The following is a 14,776-nucleotide window of genomic DNA, read 5'->3' on the forward strand; positions in this document are numbered from 1 at the left end:
ATGTACCGTGTGATAGCACCAGAAACTCCGGAGCAATTCGAAACCTACTATGACCTGCGTTGGCGTGTATTACGTGAACCCTTTCAGCGTCCACGTGGCTCAGAGCAGGATGAATATGACCAAGTTGGCTATCATCGTATGGTTGTGAACAGCGCTGGCAAGGCGGTTGCTGTTGGCCGTTTACATTTTAACAGTCCAGACGAAGGCCAAATTCGCTTTATGGCGTCAGCGCCAGAACATCGCGGCGAGGGCCACGGCGTGGCCATTGTGTATGCGCTTGAACAGTTAGCCCGCGCTGAAGGGGCGAAGCATATTGTGATTAATTCGCGTGACAACACCTTGGGCTTTTATATTAAGTGTGGTTATGACGTGGTGGAAGAAGCCGATACCGTGAAAAATCCACAAGCTGAGCACCAGTTGCGTAAAACCTTAACCGAATTTAACCGTATTATTTATCGCCCCGACTGGTGCACCGAGCTGCAAAAGACTTGGCACGAAGAAATACCTATTTCTGACACCATGGGCATTCGAATTACGCAATACACTGGGCGCGAATTTGAAACATCGGCTACCTTGTCTCGCAATATTAATGTGCATGGCACTATGTTTGCCGGCAGTATTTATTCGTTGGCAACCTTGACGTGTTGGGGGTTGTTGCATTTACAATTGCGCGAGCGACAGCTGCAGGGGGCGGTGGTATTGGCTGATGGTCAAATTCATTACCACAAACCAATTAGCCGTGAACCGCGTGCATTAGCTCGTTTGTCGGCTATGACGGGTGACTTATCCAGTTTAGAAGTTGGTAAAAACGCACGCATGACACTAAAGTCGCAAGTATTTGATGGCGATAAACCGGTTGCTGAATTTACCGGCCAGTTTGTTGTTATCGCCGATAAAGAAGACGAAAAATCCAAATAAGAAGGACGTTAACATGAGTGAATCGTTATCCGCCCAGCAGTTGTTACGTATTCGCAGTAAACTAGAAACCGTGGTCAATGACCAAGCGGGTTCGCGCCAAGCCGACAGCGCTGCTGCAGCGTTACAACGTATGCGTAGCGGCGAATATGGTTACTGTGTGGAGTGTGGTGAAGAAATTTCTGCAGCACGCTTAGCAGCCAAACCAGATGTTGCGCTGTGTGTTGACTGCCAAGCATTAAAAGACGAAGAAGAGGACGCTTAAGCGTCCTCAAGTACTGCCCCTTCTTGCACTAAACTGTGCAACTGCCCCTGCTCAATTAATGTCGCAACTGCGGCGATATCCGGCGAAAAATACCGATCTTGGTCATAAAAACTGACTTTTTCGCGAACAATTGCATGTGCTTGTTCAACCGCTTGCGACGCTTTTAACGGGCGACGGAAATCTAAACCTTGCGCCGCTTCAAGCAGCTCAATGGCGACAATGTCCCGCACGTTGCGTGCAATATCGGTTAACCGGCGCGCGGCAAACGTAGCCATCGACACATGGTCTTCTTGATTCGCCGAGGTTGGCAAGCTATCCACCGAGGCTGGGTGGGCCAAGGTTTTGTTTTCTGAAGCAAGTGCCGCTGCGGTAACTTGCGCCAGCATAAAGCCCGAGTTTACACCGCCGTCGTTCACCAAAAACGGTGGCAAATTACTTAAATGATGATCAATCAGCAAGGCACTGCGGCGCTCTGACAATGCGCCAATTTCACTGGCGGCAATGGCGAGAATATCGGCCGCCATAGCCACTGGTTCCGCGTGGAAGTTCCCGCCAGAAATAATGTCGCCATTGTCGCTAAACACTAAGGGGTTGTCGGTAACGCCATTGGCTTCACGCACCAAAACTTGACTGGCGTGTTGCAACTGATCAAATACTGCGCCCATCACTTGCGGCTGACAGCGCAGCGAGTATGGGTCTTGTACTTTTTCGCAATCAGCGTGGTTTTCGGCAATTTCCGAGCTGTCGGCCAATAACTGCCGGAAGCTTTGGGCCACTTTAATTTGGCCTGGTTGACCACGCACTGCATGAATACGTGCGTCAAATGGTGACCGCGAGCCCATCGCTGCTTCAACCGCCATAGCACCGGTAACCAAGGCAGCATTAAACACTCGCTCAATTTGGAACAAGCCATGTAAGGCCAGCGCGGTTGATGCTTGAGTACCATTTAGCAAAGCCAAGCCTTCTTTGGGCGCTAAATTACTCAGTGGCTTTAAGCCGGCTTTGGTCATGCCTTCAACCGCTGGGTAAATGTTGCCATTCACGCGCACTTGGCCTTCGCCAAGTAATGGCAGTACCAAGTGAGCTAATGGCGCTAAGTCGCCAGACGCGCCCACTGAGCCTTTGCTTGGCACACATGGATACACTTGGTGGTTAACTAGGTCAATTAACGCGTCAATAACTTCACGGCGCACCCCAGAGAAGCCACGGCTTAGTGAATTAATCTTCAGCAATAGCATTAGGCGCACCACGGTGTCGTCCATCAGATCTTGTGTGCCTGCGGCATGTGACAACACAATGCGGCGTTGCAAGTCTTCTAATTTTTCAGGTGGAATTCGGGTGTTCGCTAGCAAGCCAAACCCTGTATTAATGCCGTACACCACTTTGCCCGCAGCTAACACGTCAGCGACGGTTTGGTGCGAGCGCGCAATGATTGCATCGGCGTCGTTATGCAGGCTAAGCTGCTGTGGCTGCGCCCACCATTGGCGCAGCTGGGTCAAACTTAAGGTACCGGGTTGTAGTTCAAATTGTGTCTGCATTAGTTGTTCTCCAACATCGGTAAGTCTAAGCCTTGTTCGGTTGCGCAGTCGCGCGCAATGTCATAACCAGCGTCAGCATGGCGCATAACTCCGGTGCCCGGGTCATTCCAAAGCACACGGCTTAAGCGTTGGTCGGCAGCCGCAGTTCCGTCTGCAACAATAACCACACCAGAGTGCTGCGAGTAGCCCATACCTACACCACCGCCGTGATGCAGACTAACCCAGGTGGCGCCACCGGCAGTATTCAATAACGCGTTGAGCAATGGCCAATCGGACACAGCGTCTGAGCCGTCCATCATGCTTTCGGTTTCGCGGTTTGGGCTCGCCACAGAGCCCGAGTCCAAATGATCACGTCCAATCACGATAGGCGCTTTAAGCTCGCCATTTTTCACCATGTCGTTAAAAGCGCGGGCAATACGTGCGCGGTCTTTCAAGCCTATCCAGCAAATGCGTGCTGGTAACCCTTGAAAACTAATACGTTCACGCGCCATGTCGAGCCAGTTGTGCAAGTGCGGGTCATCTGGAATTAGCTCTTTGACTTTGGCGTCGGTTTTATAAATATCTTCTGGGTCACCTGACAGCGCCACCCAGCGGAAAGGCCCAATCCCTTGGCAAAATAGTGGACGAATATAGGCTGGTACAAAGCCCGGAAAATCAAATGCGTTGGTTACGCCAACGTCTTTGGCCATTTGCCGAATGTTGTTGCCATAATCAAGCGTTGCTGCGCCGCGCTCTTGCAACGTCAACATAGCACGCACCTGCACGGCCATGGACTGTTTCGCCGCAGCAACGGTGCCGTTGGCGTCGCTTTGCTGACGCTGTTTGTATTCTTCAAGCGTCCAACCTTGTGGCAAGTAGCCGTGCAATGGGTCGTGCGCTGAAGTTTGGTCAGTTACCACGTCGGGGGTAATATTGCGCGCAACTAAGTCAGCATAAACATCTGCGGCGTTGCCTAACAAACCAACCGACACCGCTTGGCCTTGTGCGCAGGCTTCGTTAATAATCGCCAATGCTTCGTCCAGCGAAGTTGCTTTATGATCTAAGTAGCGTGTACGTAGGCGGAAATCGATACGGGTTTCATCACATTCCACCGCCAACATGCTATAGCCAGCCATGGTTGCCGCTAACGGCTGCGCGCCGCCCATACCGCCCAAGCCACCGGTTAATACCCAACGGCCTTTGGTGTCGCCATTAAAATGCTGACGAGCAACCGACACAAAGGTTTCGTAGGTGCCTTGCACAATGCCTTGCGAACCTATGTATATCCATGAACCTGCAGTCATTTGGCCGTACATCATCAGGCCTTTTTTATCGAGCTCGTTGAAGTGTTCCCAGGTTGCCCATTGCGGCACTAAGTTTGAGTTGGCAATAAGCACGCGTGGTGCGTCTTCGTGGGTCGGGAATACACCAACAGGTTTACCAGACTGTATCAACAAGGTTTCCGTTGGCTTTAAACGTTCAAGTACTTCAACAATTTTGTCAAAGGCTTCCCAACTGCGGGCTGCACGGCCAATACCGCCATAAACCACTAGTGCTTGTGGGTGCTCAGCCACCTCGTCATCAAGGTTGTTCATAAGCATGCGTTTGGCTGCTTCAATCTGCCAGTTGGCGGTGGTGAGCTTGGTGCCATGATCGGCACGAATTTTTCGGGTTTCGTCTAGTCGTGTAAAAGACATTACTGCGTCCTTTTTAGTTAAATATATGCGTCAAACAATCGGTCAAATTTACGGTTTAAACGTGAGGTGACCACCCAATACAAAGCGCGACCCTGGGTGCGTCAACACCGCGTAAGTCACCACGCCGGCATCACTCCAGGTGCGGCGGATAATGCGTAAACAGGGCTCTGGCTTGGTCAATTCAAGCCAGTCACACACTTGAGCCGACGGGGTTACCGCCTCTATTTGATGGCTGGCCTCGGTTAATGGCGCTACTGCACTGAGATATTCATGGGGCGTGATGTAGGTAAAGTCTTGGCGTAAATAGTCGGCCGCAACCATGGGGTTCACGTAACGCTCTTCAACTTGCACAGGTAAGCCATTTTCACTGTGCGCAATAACTGAATAGAACACCGGTGCACCTGGCTCTAACCCAAGCTGCTCGGCAACTTGTAAACTTGCAGGCACTTGCTTAAGCGTGTGCACATGCGCTTCGTAATCATGATTGCGTGCACGAATTTCATCGGCAATATTACGAATAGCCATGAATGACGTTTGCGATTTAAGTGGCGCCACATAAGTGCCTGAGCCCTTGCTACGAATCACTAGGCCTTCATCGGCAAGCTCTTGCAAAGCACGTCGAGCCGTCATGCGGCTAACACTAAATTGGTTAGCCAGTGCGTTTTCCGAGCTAACGGGGTGGTTTTCTGGCCACTCACCCGAAGCAATTTTGCTATAAATGTGTTGCTTAATTTTGGAAAATTTCACGAATACCCTCGCTGCAGCACTTCAAAGAGTGTGCTAAAGTGTAGGCAGATTTAATTGTATATACAAGTTATGGCGGAGGCTTTTTTATGGCATTAGTACCACAGCGCATTCATTCGGTTCGTTTGGCAACTATGGTTGGTGAGGGTTACGGCCTTGTTGACGACGGTGTGGTGGTATTTGATGCGGAACAAATTATTTATGCCGGCCCTGCAGCTGATGAGCCAAGTCATTTGCGTTCCATAGCAAGTATGGATGGCAAGGGCGGCTTAGTTACCCCTGGGCTGATTGACTGCCACACGCATTTAGTTTGGGCTGGCTCGCGCGCCGATGAATTCGCCAAACGCCTACACGGCGTTAGTTACGCCGATATTGCTGCCCAAGGCGGCGGTATCACCGCAACCGTACGCGCGACTCGTGCCGCCAGCGAAGACGAACTGATTGCCGCCACCTTGCCACGCTTGCAAGCCTTGCTGCGCGAAGGCGTGACCACTATTGAAATAAAGTCAGGCTACGGCTTAAGCCTTGAGCACGAACGCAAACAGCTGCGCGCGGCGCGTGCCCTAGGTGCGCAGTTGCCAGTTTCGGTGCTTACCACTTTGTTAGCGGCCCATGCGGTTCCCCCAGAGTTTAAAGACAACGCCAATGGCTACATAGATAGCGTGGTTGAGGAAATTATTCCCCAGCTAGCCAACGAAGGCTTGGCCGATGCTGTTGATGCGTTTTGTGAGTCTGTTGGTTTTAGCACCACACAAACTGAACGTGTATTTCAGGCTGCTAAACAGGCTGGTTTGCCGGTTAAATTACATGCCGAACAATTAAGCAATCAACATGGCAGTGCCTTAGCTGCGCGCTACCAAGCGTTAAGTTGTGACCATTTAGAGTATTTAGACGAGGCCGGTATAAAGGCAATGGCGGCTGCTGGGACCGTTGCCGTGTTGCTACCCGGTGCGTTTTATTTTCTGCGCGAAACCAAGCAACCGCCGGTTGAGTTGTTGCGTCAGCACGGCGTACCTATTGCTGTTTCCACCGACGCTAACCCAGGTACTTCACCGATTTTAAGCCTACAGTTAATGCTGCAAATGGCAGCAACCCTGTTTCGTTTAACCCCAGAAGAATGCCTGCGAGCAGTGACGGTTAACGCCGCAAAAGCGCTTGGCTTAAGTGACCGTGGCCAGTTAAAACCAGGTTTACGTGCGGATATTTGCTTGTGGAATATTGACGACCCAGCTAGCTTAACTTACCAATATGGCACTAACCCGCTAGTGGCGTGTTGGCATCAAGGTGAGCGGCGCTGAAAGCCATGCAAGTAAGCAAGCACTAACTCACTTAGCAGTTGCGCGCATGCCATGTCACCAGCTTCGCGCCCTGCTGGGTGCAAACTTGGCGCGGCCTCAGCTAAATGCACATAGCGCGTTCGCGGTAGGCTAGCTAAGCACTCAACGAAGCTATAGCCTTGCGCAATAGACAACCCGTTAAAGTTAATCGCGCTGGCCGGCACCCCTTGTAAGGCATCAACATCAACCTCAATGCCCAAGGGTACATGCCAGGCTTCGGCTTGCGCTGCTGTTGCCTGCAATTCGGCGCGCCAGTCGCTTACGTATAGTTCATGCACACTGCGGTAGGTAAACTCAGCGTCGCTAAACTGCTTCAAGCTATCGGCGTTGTTTTTACCTTCATGCAAGCCAACCACGTGATAATGTTGTAACGCGTCTTCCATGTAGGCATAGCTAAAACCATTACCGCTATGACGACCTTCGCGCGCGCGAAAGTCGGCGTGGGGGTCTAAATTTACGGCGCCTACGGCGGTGCCGCTGGCTTGTTTTAGCGCCCGAATTAGCGGGTAAGCATTATTGTGGCCACCACCAATAAGAATCACGTCAAAGCCGCACTCAAACAACGGCTGCACCACTTGCTGCACTCGCTGATCAAGGCGTTCAACTAATTCTCGCAAATGCGCTAACTCACCTATATCGCTGTTGCGTAAGGCATCGCCTTGTTGCTGTAAGTCGGTGACATCAACTTGCCCAACAAGCAATAACTCGTGGTCGGCAATCATGGGGTTAGACTGTAACGACAACAGCCCTTTTAGGGCCGCACCAAATGCGTGCTCAGCACCGCCGCGGCCTAAGTTTGCACGTGGCCCGATAGACTCTGGCACACCTACAATGGCAATGCGTTGCCCTTGTTGCCAGGACTCTTCAATGGCGTGATGATAAACTGACATGTCTTGCTGCTGCGCTAAGCAGGCAAGCGTTTGCCCGAGACGAATTTCACCGGCGCGTGGCGTAAACCACGCACTGGGATCAATAGCCGTTAAAAACATGGGTCGCTATTCAATATCTAACGGTTCTGGAGAAATGATAACACCGGTGCTGTCGGCATATAAGTGGTCTTCTGGCAAGAAGGTTACACCACCAAAATTCACCGCGACATCTACTTCGCCAACGCTTTCGTTGCCAGCGCCAACAGGAATAGACGCCAGCGCCATAATACCCATATCAAGTTCATCAAGGGCATCGACATCACGCACGGCACCGAAGCAGACAATACCTTCCCAGTCGTTTTCAAACGCTAAGTCAGCAATTGCAATATCGATTAACGCGCGGCGGGTTGAACCACCACCGTCAATGAGCAACACCTTGCCGGTACCCGGCTGCTGCACCACTTCTTCGATAATGCCTTTGTCTTCGAAGCACTTCACGGTGACCAACTGGCCGCCAAACGAAACCCGACCGCCGTAGTGAATGAACATGGGTTCAACCACATCGACCATATCTGGGTATAAATCGCAAAGCTCAGAGGTGTTGTATTCCATTGCCGTACTCCAGTTGCTGTGACAAAACTGTGGCTTAACAGATTGAATGTTAAGCCACTTGCGTGTTTAGCCTGTAGTGTAAAGCAAAAGTATAGCTGATTACAGAATAAAGCGTGAGAGGTCTTCGTCTTGCGCCAGCTCGCCTAAGTACTTATCAACGTATGCCGCATCAATTTCGATGGTTTCGCCTTGTAAGTCACTTGCTTTAAACGAGATTTCTTCCATTAACCGCTCAAGCACTGTATGCAAACGGCGTGCGCCAATATTCTCGGTGGTTTCGTTTACCTGAAACGCAGTTTCAGCAATACGGCGAATACCGTCTTGGGTAAACTCAACGTTAACGCCTTCAGTGGCCATAAGTGCCTTGTATTGCGTGGTTAACGACGCGTTGGGTTCGGTTAAAATGCGAATAAAGTCGGCACTGGTTAACGCTTCTAGCTCTACGCGAATGGGTAAGCGGCCTTGCAACTCAGGAATCAAATCAGACGGCTTGGACATTTGGAAAGCACCCGATGCAATAAACAAAATATGATCGGTTTTCACCATGCCGTGCTTGGTCGATACCGTGGTCCCTTCAACTAACGGCAACAAATCACGCTGCACGCCTTCACGCGACACATCTGGGCCCGATACGTCGCCGCGCTTACAAATTTTGTCAATTTCGTCTAAGAACACAATGCCGTTTTGCTCAACTGAATTAAGCGCCTGCTCTTTGATTTCTTCCGGGTTGAGCATTTTTGCCGCTTCTTCTTCAATCAATTGCTTTAACGCATCTTTGATTTTCATTTTCTTCGGCTTCGACTTACCGCTACCAAGGTTTTGGAACATGCTTTGCAACTGCGAAGTCATTTCTTCCATGCCCGGTGGTGCCATAATTTCAACGCCCATTTGTGGCGCGCTAATTTCTATCTCTATTTCTTTGTCGTCTAGCTGCCCTTCGCGCAATTTTTTGCGGAACACTTGGCGCGTGTTTGACTGTTCGCGCGGCTCTTCCTGCTCGTCAGCCCAGCCGGTGGTTTTCTTGGCCGGCGGCAATAAAGCATCAAGCACGCGCTCTTCTGCGGCGTCTTCGGCGCGGTGACGCACTTTTTGCATCATTTGTTCACGTGTTTGCTTCACTGCAGTGTCGGTAAGATCGCGAATAATCGACTCAATTTCCTTACCAACATAACCAACTTCGGTGAACTTAGTGGCTTCTACTTTAATAAAGGGTGCGTTAGCAAGCTTTGCTAACCGCCGTGCTATTTCAGTTTTACCAACGCCCGTTGGGCCAATCATAAGAATATTTTTCGGAGTAACTTCCTGACGCAGCTCTTCGTTTAGCTGCATGCGACGCCAACGGTTACGCAACGCCACCGCAACTGCTTTTTTCGCATTATCTTGACCGACAATGTGTCGGTTTAATTCATCAACAATTTCACGTGGGGTCATATCAGACATTGCTTACCGACTCCTGTTCTTCAATGGTTTGGAAACTGTTGGTGTAGACACAAATGTCGCCTGCAATAGTCAGGGCTTTTTCAACAATCTCACGTGCGCTTAATTCGGTGTTTTCCAGCAAAGCGGTGGCGGCAGCTTGGGCATACGGCCCACCCGAGCCAATGGCAATGAGGTCATTTTCAGGCTGCACCACATCACCGTTGCCGGTAATAATTAATGAGGTATGCTTGTCGGCAACAGCCAATAGGGCTTCAAGGCGGCGCAGCGCGCGGTCTGTTCGCCAGTCTTTGGCCAGCTCTACGGCGGCCCGCATCAGGTTACCTTGATGGGCTTCTAGCTTCTTTTCAAAGCGTTCAAATAGCGTGAAAGCGTCGGCAGTACCGCCGGCGAAACCCGCCAGCACTTGGTTATTGTATAAACGGCGCACTTTGCGTGCGTTGCCCTTCATCACGGTGTTGCCAAGTGAAACTTGGCCATCGCCACCGATGACAACTTTGTCACCGCGACGGACTGATACGATTGTAGTCACAAATACGTCCTCTTGGTTGCTATGCTCCAGTTATGAGGTCGTATTTGTGATTTTCAATAGGCGAGTGATTAATTCCAGTTCCAGATTTGGCAACCGTGTATGTTTCCGCGCTCTAATTTATGGCGATCACGCTCGGCATCGCGTTTCGATTCGTAAGGGCCCAGAATAACTCGGTGCCAAACGCCGTTACCGCCGTCGGTGCTCCGAATCTGTGACTCTAGCCCTATCATGGCAATCATGGCGCGCATTTGTTCCGCGTCACTTTTGTTACGAAACGAGCCGCACTGCATCAGCTTTGGTGGCCCCAACTCACGTTCAGGCACGTCTACCACAACTTCTTGGTTTTCCAATACTTCAATGTAGTCCCAAGGTTCTTCGGGTTGCTCTGGAAGTGGGTCTTTTTGCGGTTGGGCTTGTGGTTGCTGCTGTGCCGGCGGTACGTCAACCGACTGCGGCGCAGACTGTTGCGAACGCCCAGAAATAGCACTTAATAACCACGCAAACCCACCTACCAAAATAATGGCTAATAGCACCACTAACCAAGGTACAGCAGGTTTGGTTGGCTGCTGGCTTTTGCCGCGTGTCGATTTTTTCGGTGGCGTGCGCTTTGGCGGCCGCTTACGATTTGCGTAGTCCATGCTTACATCTTCTCAAGCGTTGGAATACCAAGCAGTTCTAAACCTTGGCGTAAAGTTTTTGCCGTTAACGCGGCAAGTTTCAAGCGGCTTTGACGGACGTCTTGGTCGTCACCCTGCAATATTGGGCAGGCCTCGTAAAAGCTGGAAAAAGCACCGGCAACGTCGTACAAGTAACCGCATAAGAAATGTGGCATGGCTTTGTCGGCAACCGTGTGCACCACTTCGTTAAAGCGCACTAAAATATTGGCCAACGCAATTTCACGCTCGTCATTCAAAATAAATGGTGCGGTAATGCTGCTTGGGTCAACGCCTGCTTTGCCAAATACACTGTTAACCCGAGTATAAGCGTAAAGCAAGTATGGCGCAGTGTTACCCTCAAAGCTGAGCATTGTGTCCCAGTCAAAAATGTAGTCACTGGTGCGGTTTTTCGATAAATCAGCATATTTTACCGAGCTAATACCCACTACTTTGGCCACATGAGCCTGCTCATCAGATGTTAGTTGCGTGTTCTTTTGTTGGACCAACTCGAGTGCACGTTTTTCCGCTTCATCTAGCAAGTCAGCTAATTTCGTGACACCGCCGTCGCGGCTCTTGTATGGACGGCCGTCTTTGCCCATAACCGTACCAAACCCGTAATGATCCATTTGTAGGTCTTCACGCGCAAAACCTGCTTTGCGCGCTAGGGTGAAAATTTGCTGAAAGTGCAAGCCCTGACGCTGATCGACAAAATACATTAAATGGTCGCCTTTAAGCACATTTTGGCGATAACGCACAGCAGCCAAGTCGGTCGTTGCATACAAATAGCCACCGCCTGATTTCTGCACGATAACCGGCAACGACTCACCGTCTTTGTTCTTAAACTCATCCAAGAACACACACTGCGCGCCTTGGTCTTCAACCAATAGGCCTTGCTCTTTTAAATCGGCCACAACTTGTGGGAGATCATCGTTGTAGGCGCTCTCAGCCATGACGTCTGCGCGAGTTAACTTCACCCCTAAACGGTCATAAACTTCTTGGCAGTGGCTTAATGACACGTCAATAAATTGCTGCCAAAGCGCTCGGCATTTCGGCTCGCCGGACTGCAGCGCAACCACTAATTCGCGTGCTCGCGCAGCAAAGGCTTCGCTTTCATCAAAGCGCTTTTTCGCCGCTTTATAAAAGGTTTCTAGGTTGCTTAGCTCCATGTCCAAATCGGCATTATCAAGCTCTTCCATGTGCGCCAGTAACATACCAAACTGGGTACCCCAATCACCTACGTGGTTCTGGCGCACCACCTTGTGGCCAAGCACCTCTTCTACACGTGATACCGCGTCACCAATAATGGCAGAACGCAAATGGCCAACGTGCATTTCTTTAGCTAAGTTCGGCGATGAATAGTCAATCACCACGGTTTTTGCCTGCGCCGCAGCCTGAATGCCTGCGTGCTCATCTTGATAGGCATGTTCAAGCTGATCAATCAGTTGCTGTTGGCTAATAGTGAAGTTAATAAAGCCAGGCCCGGCAATTTCGGTTTTCGCCACTAAGTTATTTTCTGGTAACGCCGCAATCATTGCTTCCGCCAATGCCCGTGGGTTCATTTTCGCAGGTTTAGCCAACATCAGCGCTAAGTTGGTAGCGAAATCCCCATGACTTTTGTCGCGCGGGCGGTCTAGCTGAATGCGTGGTTGTACGTCAGCTGCGAGGGTACCTTGTTGTTGCAGGGTAGCAACGGCCGCGGCAAGGAGGGATTCCAACTGTTCTTTCATTTAATTTAAACCTTAATGCGATATTAGATATTAGATATTAGATATTAGATATTGGATATTAGACAAAGCCCAAAACATCAGATCCAATATCCAATATCTAATAGCTAATAGCGTTTTTGCTGTTCAGCATTTTATATGTTTTTGCGGGTTAACAGAAGTCTTGTGGGTCAATGTCTAGCGACCACCGCACTTTTCTTAACATTGGTAACGACTCAAGCTGCGGCAATACATAGCGCAACAGTTGTGCACGCAACCCGCGGTGTTGCGTTTGCAGCAATAATTGGTATCGGTAACGGCCTGCACGACGTTCCATAACTGCGGGCAAAGGCCCAAGCACAAAGGCGTCCTCGCGCTGCGGAAACAAATTAGCAATGCTTTGCAGCGCTTCAATAACAGCCGCTGCATTGTTGGCCTCGGCCCGAAACAAGGCTTGCTGGCTAAACGGTGGTAATTGTGTGAGGTGACGTTCTTGCAGCGCACTTTTGGCAAAGTGACTGTAGCCATTATTGACTAGGTCTTGCACTAGCTCGTGTTCGGGGTGGTGAGTTTGCAACACCACAGTACCCGGCTTACTGGCTCGGCCTGCACGCCCAGCAACTTGGGTAAATAGCTGCCCCAAGCGCTCTGCCGCACGAAAATCTGCGCTATACAATGCCCCATCAACGTCTAACAACGCGGCTAATGTGACTTCCGGAAAGTGGTGACCCTTGGCGAGCATTTGGGTGCCAACCAAAATGGGATATCTATTATCACGGGCGTCTTCTAAATGCTGATTTAAGCTACCCTTGCGACGCGTGCTGTCGCGATCAATTCGCAGCACAGGGTACTCGGGAAAGTGTTGCTGTAGCACTTGCTCGAGTTGTTCGGTTCCTACCCCACGGCCAATTAGCTGTGTCGAGCCGCAGTCGTGGCACTGGCGCGGCAAAGATTGCTGGCTTCCGCAATGATGACACTGTAATTGCCGCTGCCCTTGGTGCACGGTGTAATAAGCATCACAGCGGCGGCACTTTGCAAGCCAACCGCATTCATGACACATTAGCGCCGGCGCATAACCACGGCGATTCAAAAACAACAACACTTGTTGACCGGCTTTTAGGTGCTCCCCCATGAGGTCAAGCAAGGGCTTGGACAAGCCGGCTTTTAATTGGGTGTTTTTTATATCAAGTAATACATGGCGAGCCGATTTAGCAGCCCCAGCCCGCATGGTGAGCGTTAAATGGGCATAACGCTTATGCAGCGCGTTATTTAGGGTTTCTAACGAAGGTGTCGCTGAGCCCAAAATAACCGGTACGCTCTCTTCATGCCCGCGCATAACTGCAAGGTCTCGGGCATGGTAACGAAAGCCTTCTTGCTGCTTCAGTGAGCTGTCATGTTCTTCGTCAACAATAATCATGCCCAGCGCTTTACACGGCGTAAAAATAGCCGAGCGCGTACCAATAATAATTGCCGCGCTGCCAGCACGCGCGTCAAGCCAGGCATCTAGCCGCTCGCGGTCAGTCAATGCTGAATGCAACATCACCACAGGCACATCAAAACGCTGTTTAAAGCGCCGTAATGTTTGTGGTGTTAAACCAATTTCGGGCACCAGCACGAGCACCTGTTGGCCGCGCCGCAACACGTCGGCCATGGCCTGCAAGTACACTTCTGTTTTACCACTACCGGTAATACCTTCAAGCAAATAAGTCTGCGCTTTTTTAGCAGCACCAATGGCGGCCACGGCAAGCGCCTGCTCAGGATTTAACTGTAACGGCTCGGCAGCTATTTTTAACTGCCAACTTTGCACTGCCGCGGGTATATGCTCTACCGCCTCAACCCAGCCTTTGTTTTGCAGTGCTTTAAGCGCCGATGGCGAAAACTCTTGCGTGCGAATATCGCGGCTTAACAAGGCTTCTTTTTGCAATGCAGCCAATAACCGCTGTTGCTGGGGGGCGCGCTTTAATGACTCTAGTGCTTCAGCTTTACCTTCTGCCGTTACCTGATACTGCGTGGTGGCTTGGTAACTCGCCCGCTCACCTTGGCGCAATAACACCGGTAGCGCATTTTGAATCACATCACCCAAAGCATGATGATAATACCCAGCCGCCCAATTTAATAAGCGCCACACCGGCGGTGACCATAACGATTCTTGATCAAGTACTTCAACGATCGGTTTACGCACATAGCTGTCATCGGGTTGTGTACTTTCACCCAAACAAACACCGACGAGTTGGCGATTCCCAAATGGCACACGCACGCGCGCGCCCACAACTGGAAGTGTGGGGCTGTCATAATCGAATAGGCGCGGCAGGGGAACGGGCAGCGCAATTTGAATTACATGCGTCATACCCGAAAGTGTACCGCGAAAAGCGTTAAGCGTTAATCGTTATTCGTACGTTCGCTTCGCTCACTGTTGGTACGCGATGCTGTTCGAAACGACTTCGAACAGTGCGTCGCACGCACGAACAGCGCAGCGTACGAACAGCGCAGCG

13 protein-coding genes are annotated in these 14,776 nt (G+C 50.8%); 3 read left to right on the plus strand and 10 right to left on the minus strand.

Features of this window, described 5'->3' with window-relative positions:
- Positions 1–918 carry a bifunctional GNAT family N-acetyltransferase/hotdog fold thioesterase gene (locus tag ASC40_RS06825; RefSeq protein ID WP_055439041.1) on the plus strand — a complete coding sequence of 306 codons (918 nt, stop codon included), beginning with the start codon at positions 1–3 and terminating at the stop codon, positions 916–918.
- A gap of 13 nt (positions 919–931) precedes the next feature.
- A complete protein-coding gene (locus ASC40_RS06830) occupies positions 932–1,180 on the plus strand; it encodes a TraR/DksA family transcriptional regulator (protein ID WP_055439042.1) in 249 nt (82 codons plus the stop codon).
- Here the strand turns inward: ASC40_RS06830 and hutH are convergent.
- Genes hutH through hutC form a run of 3 tightly spaced genes read right to left on the minus strand, consistent with a single transcriptional unit; the run spans position 1,177 to position 5,141 of the window.
- Positions 1,177–2,718, minus strand: a complete 1,542-nt coding sequence (hutH, locus tag ASC40_RS06835) for a histidine ammonia-lyase (protein WP_055439043.1) — start codon at positions 2,716–2,718, stop codon at positions 1,177–1,179. The two genes, ASC40_RS06830 and hutH, sit on opposite strands and share 4 nt — an antisense overlap.
- The gene (gene hutU, locus ASC40_RS06840; RefSeq protein WP_055439044.1) at positions 2,718–4,394 is read right to left on the minus strand and encodes a urocanate hydratase; all 1,677 of its coding nucleotides are present in this window, start codon (positions 4,392–4,394) and stop codon (positions 2,718–2,720) included. Before hutU ends, hutH begins: the two co-directional genes overlap by 1 nt.
- 48 nt (positions 4,395–4,442) lie before the next feature.
- Positions 4,443–5,141, minus strand: a complete 699-nt coding sequence (gene hutC / locus ASC40_RS06845; RefSeq protein WP_055439045.1) for a histidine utilization transcriptional repressor HutC — start codon at positions 5,139–5,141, stop codon at positions 4,443–4,445.
- 86 nt (positions 5,142–5,227) lie between these two features.
- On the opposite strand from hutC, the gene hutI reads away from it, so the two are divergent.
- Positions 5,228–6,436, plus strand: a complete 1,209-nt coding sequence (gene hutI / locus ASC40_RS06850; RefSeq protein ID WP_055439046.1) for an imidazolonepropionase — start codon at positions 5,228–5,230, stop codon at positions 6,434–6,436.
- Here hutI and ASC40_RS06855 read toward each other — a convergent pair.
- From ASC40_RS06855 to priA, 7 genes are all read right to left on the minus strand, one after another.
- Positions 6,418–7,464: a formimidoylglutamase gene (locus ASC40_RS06855; protein ID WP_055439047.1), complete on the minus strand. Its 1,047-nt coding sequence runs from the start codon at positions 7,462–7,464 to the stop codon at positions 6,418–6,420. The genes hutI and ASC40_RS06855 overlap by 19 nt on opposite strands.
- Positions 7,465–7,470: 6 nt before the next feature.
- Positions 7,471–7,956: a ribonuclease E activity regulator RraA gene (rraA, locus tag ASC40_RS06860; protein ID WP_055439048.1), complete on the minus strand. Its 486-nt coding sequence runs from the start codon at positions 7,954–7,956 to the stop codon at positions 7,471–7,473.
- 99 nt (positions 7,957–8,055) lie between these two features.
- Positions 8,056–9,396, minus strand: a complete 1,341-nt coding sequence (gene hslU, locus ASC40_RS06865) for an ATP-dependent protease ATPase subunit HslU (protein ID WP_055439049.1) — start codon at positions 9,394–9,396, stop codon at positions 8,056–8,058.
- Positions 9,389–9,925 (minus strand): ATP-dependent protease subunit HslV, encoded by a 537-nt coding sequence (gene hslV, locus ASC40_RS06870; protein WP_055439050.1) that lies wholly within the window; start codon positions 9,923–9,925, stop codon positions 9,389–9,391. The genes hslU and hslV overlap by 8 nt, the downstream gene beginning before the upstream one ends.
- Positions 9,926–9,993: 68 nt before the next feature.
- Positions 9,994–10,563, minus strand: a complete 570-nt coding sequence (locus ASC40_RS06875; RefSeq protein WP_055439051.1) for an SPOR domain-containing protein — start codon at positions 10,561–10,563, stop codon at positions 9,994–9,996.
- Positions 10,564–10,565: 2 nt separating this feature from the next.
- Complete coding sequence (argS, locus tag ASC40_RS06880; RefSeq protein WP_055439052.1) at positions 10,566–12,308, minus strand: arginine--tRNA ligase; 1,743 nt, start codon at positions 12,306–12,308, stop codon at positions 10,566–10,568.
- A gap of 148 nt (positions 12,309–12,456) precedes the next feature.
- A complete protein-coding gene (priA, locus tag ASC40_RS06885) occupies positions 12,457–14,631 on the minus strand; it encodes a primosomal protein N' (RefSeq protein WP_055439053.1) in 2,175 nt (724 codons plus the stop codon).
- Between the last annotated feature and the right edge of the window lie 145 nt (positions 14,632–14,776).

It is taken from the genome of Pseudidiomarina woesei (genome assembly GCF_001418345.1).
In the GTDB taxonomy this organism is placed as follows: Bacteria; Pseudomonadota; Gammaproteobacteria; order Enterobacterales; family Alteromonadaceae; genus Pseudidiomarina; species Pseudidiomarina woesei.

What these genes read in the sequence shown, in the direction of transcription:
- ASC40_RS06875 (WP_055439051.1), bottom strand. Translation starts at nt 10,563, where the DNA reads ATGGACTACGCAAATCGTAAGCGGCCGCCAAAGCGCACGCCACCGAAA.
- hutH (WP_055439043.1), bottom strand. Translation starts at nt 2,718, where the DNA reads ATGCAGACACAATTTGAACTACAACCCGGTACCTTAAGTTTGACCCAG.
- hslU (WP_055439049.1), bottom strand. Translation starts at nt 9,396, where the DNA reads ATGTCTGATATGACCCCACGTGAAATTGTTGATGAATTAAACCGACAC.
- hutU (WP_055439044.1), bottom strand. Translation starts at nt 4,394, where the DNA reads ATGTCTTTTACACGACTAGACGAAACCCGAAAAATTCGTGCCGATCAT.
- argS (WP_055439052.1), bottom strand. Translation starts at nt 12,308, where the DNA reads ATGAAAGAACAGTTGGAATCCCTCCTTGCCGCGGCCGTTGCTACCCTG.
- ASC40_RS06855 (WP_055439047.1), bottom strand. Translation starts at nt 7,464, where the DNA reads ATGTTTTTAACGGCTATTGATCCCAGTGCGTGGTTTACGCCACGCGCC.
- ASC40_RS06830 (WP_055439042.1), top strand. Translation starts at nt 932, where the DNA reads ATGAGTGAATCGTTATCCGCCCAGCAGTTGTTACGTATTCGCAGTAAA.
- ASC40_RS06825 (WP_055439041.1), top strand. Translation starts at nt 1, where the DNA reads ATGTACCGTGTGATAGCACCAGAAACTCCGGAGCAATTCGAAACCTAC.
- priA (WP_055439053.1), bottom strand. Translation starts at nt 14,631, where the DNA reads ATGACGCATGTAATTCAAATTGCGCTGCCCGTTCCCCTGCCGCGCCTA.
- rraA (WP_055439048.1), bottom strand. Translation starts at nt 7,956, where the DNA reads ATGGAATACAACACCTCTGAGCTTTGCGATTTATACCCAGATATGGTC.
- hutI (WP_055439046.1), top strand. Translation starts at nt 5,228, where the DNA reads ATGGCATTAGTACCACAGCGCATTCATTCGGTTCGTTTGGCAACTATG.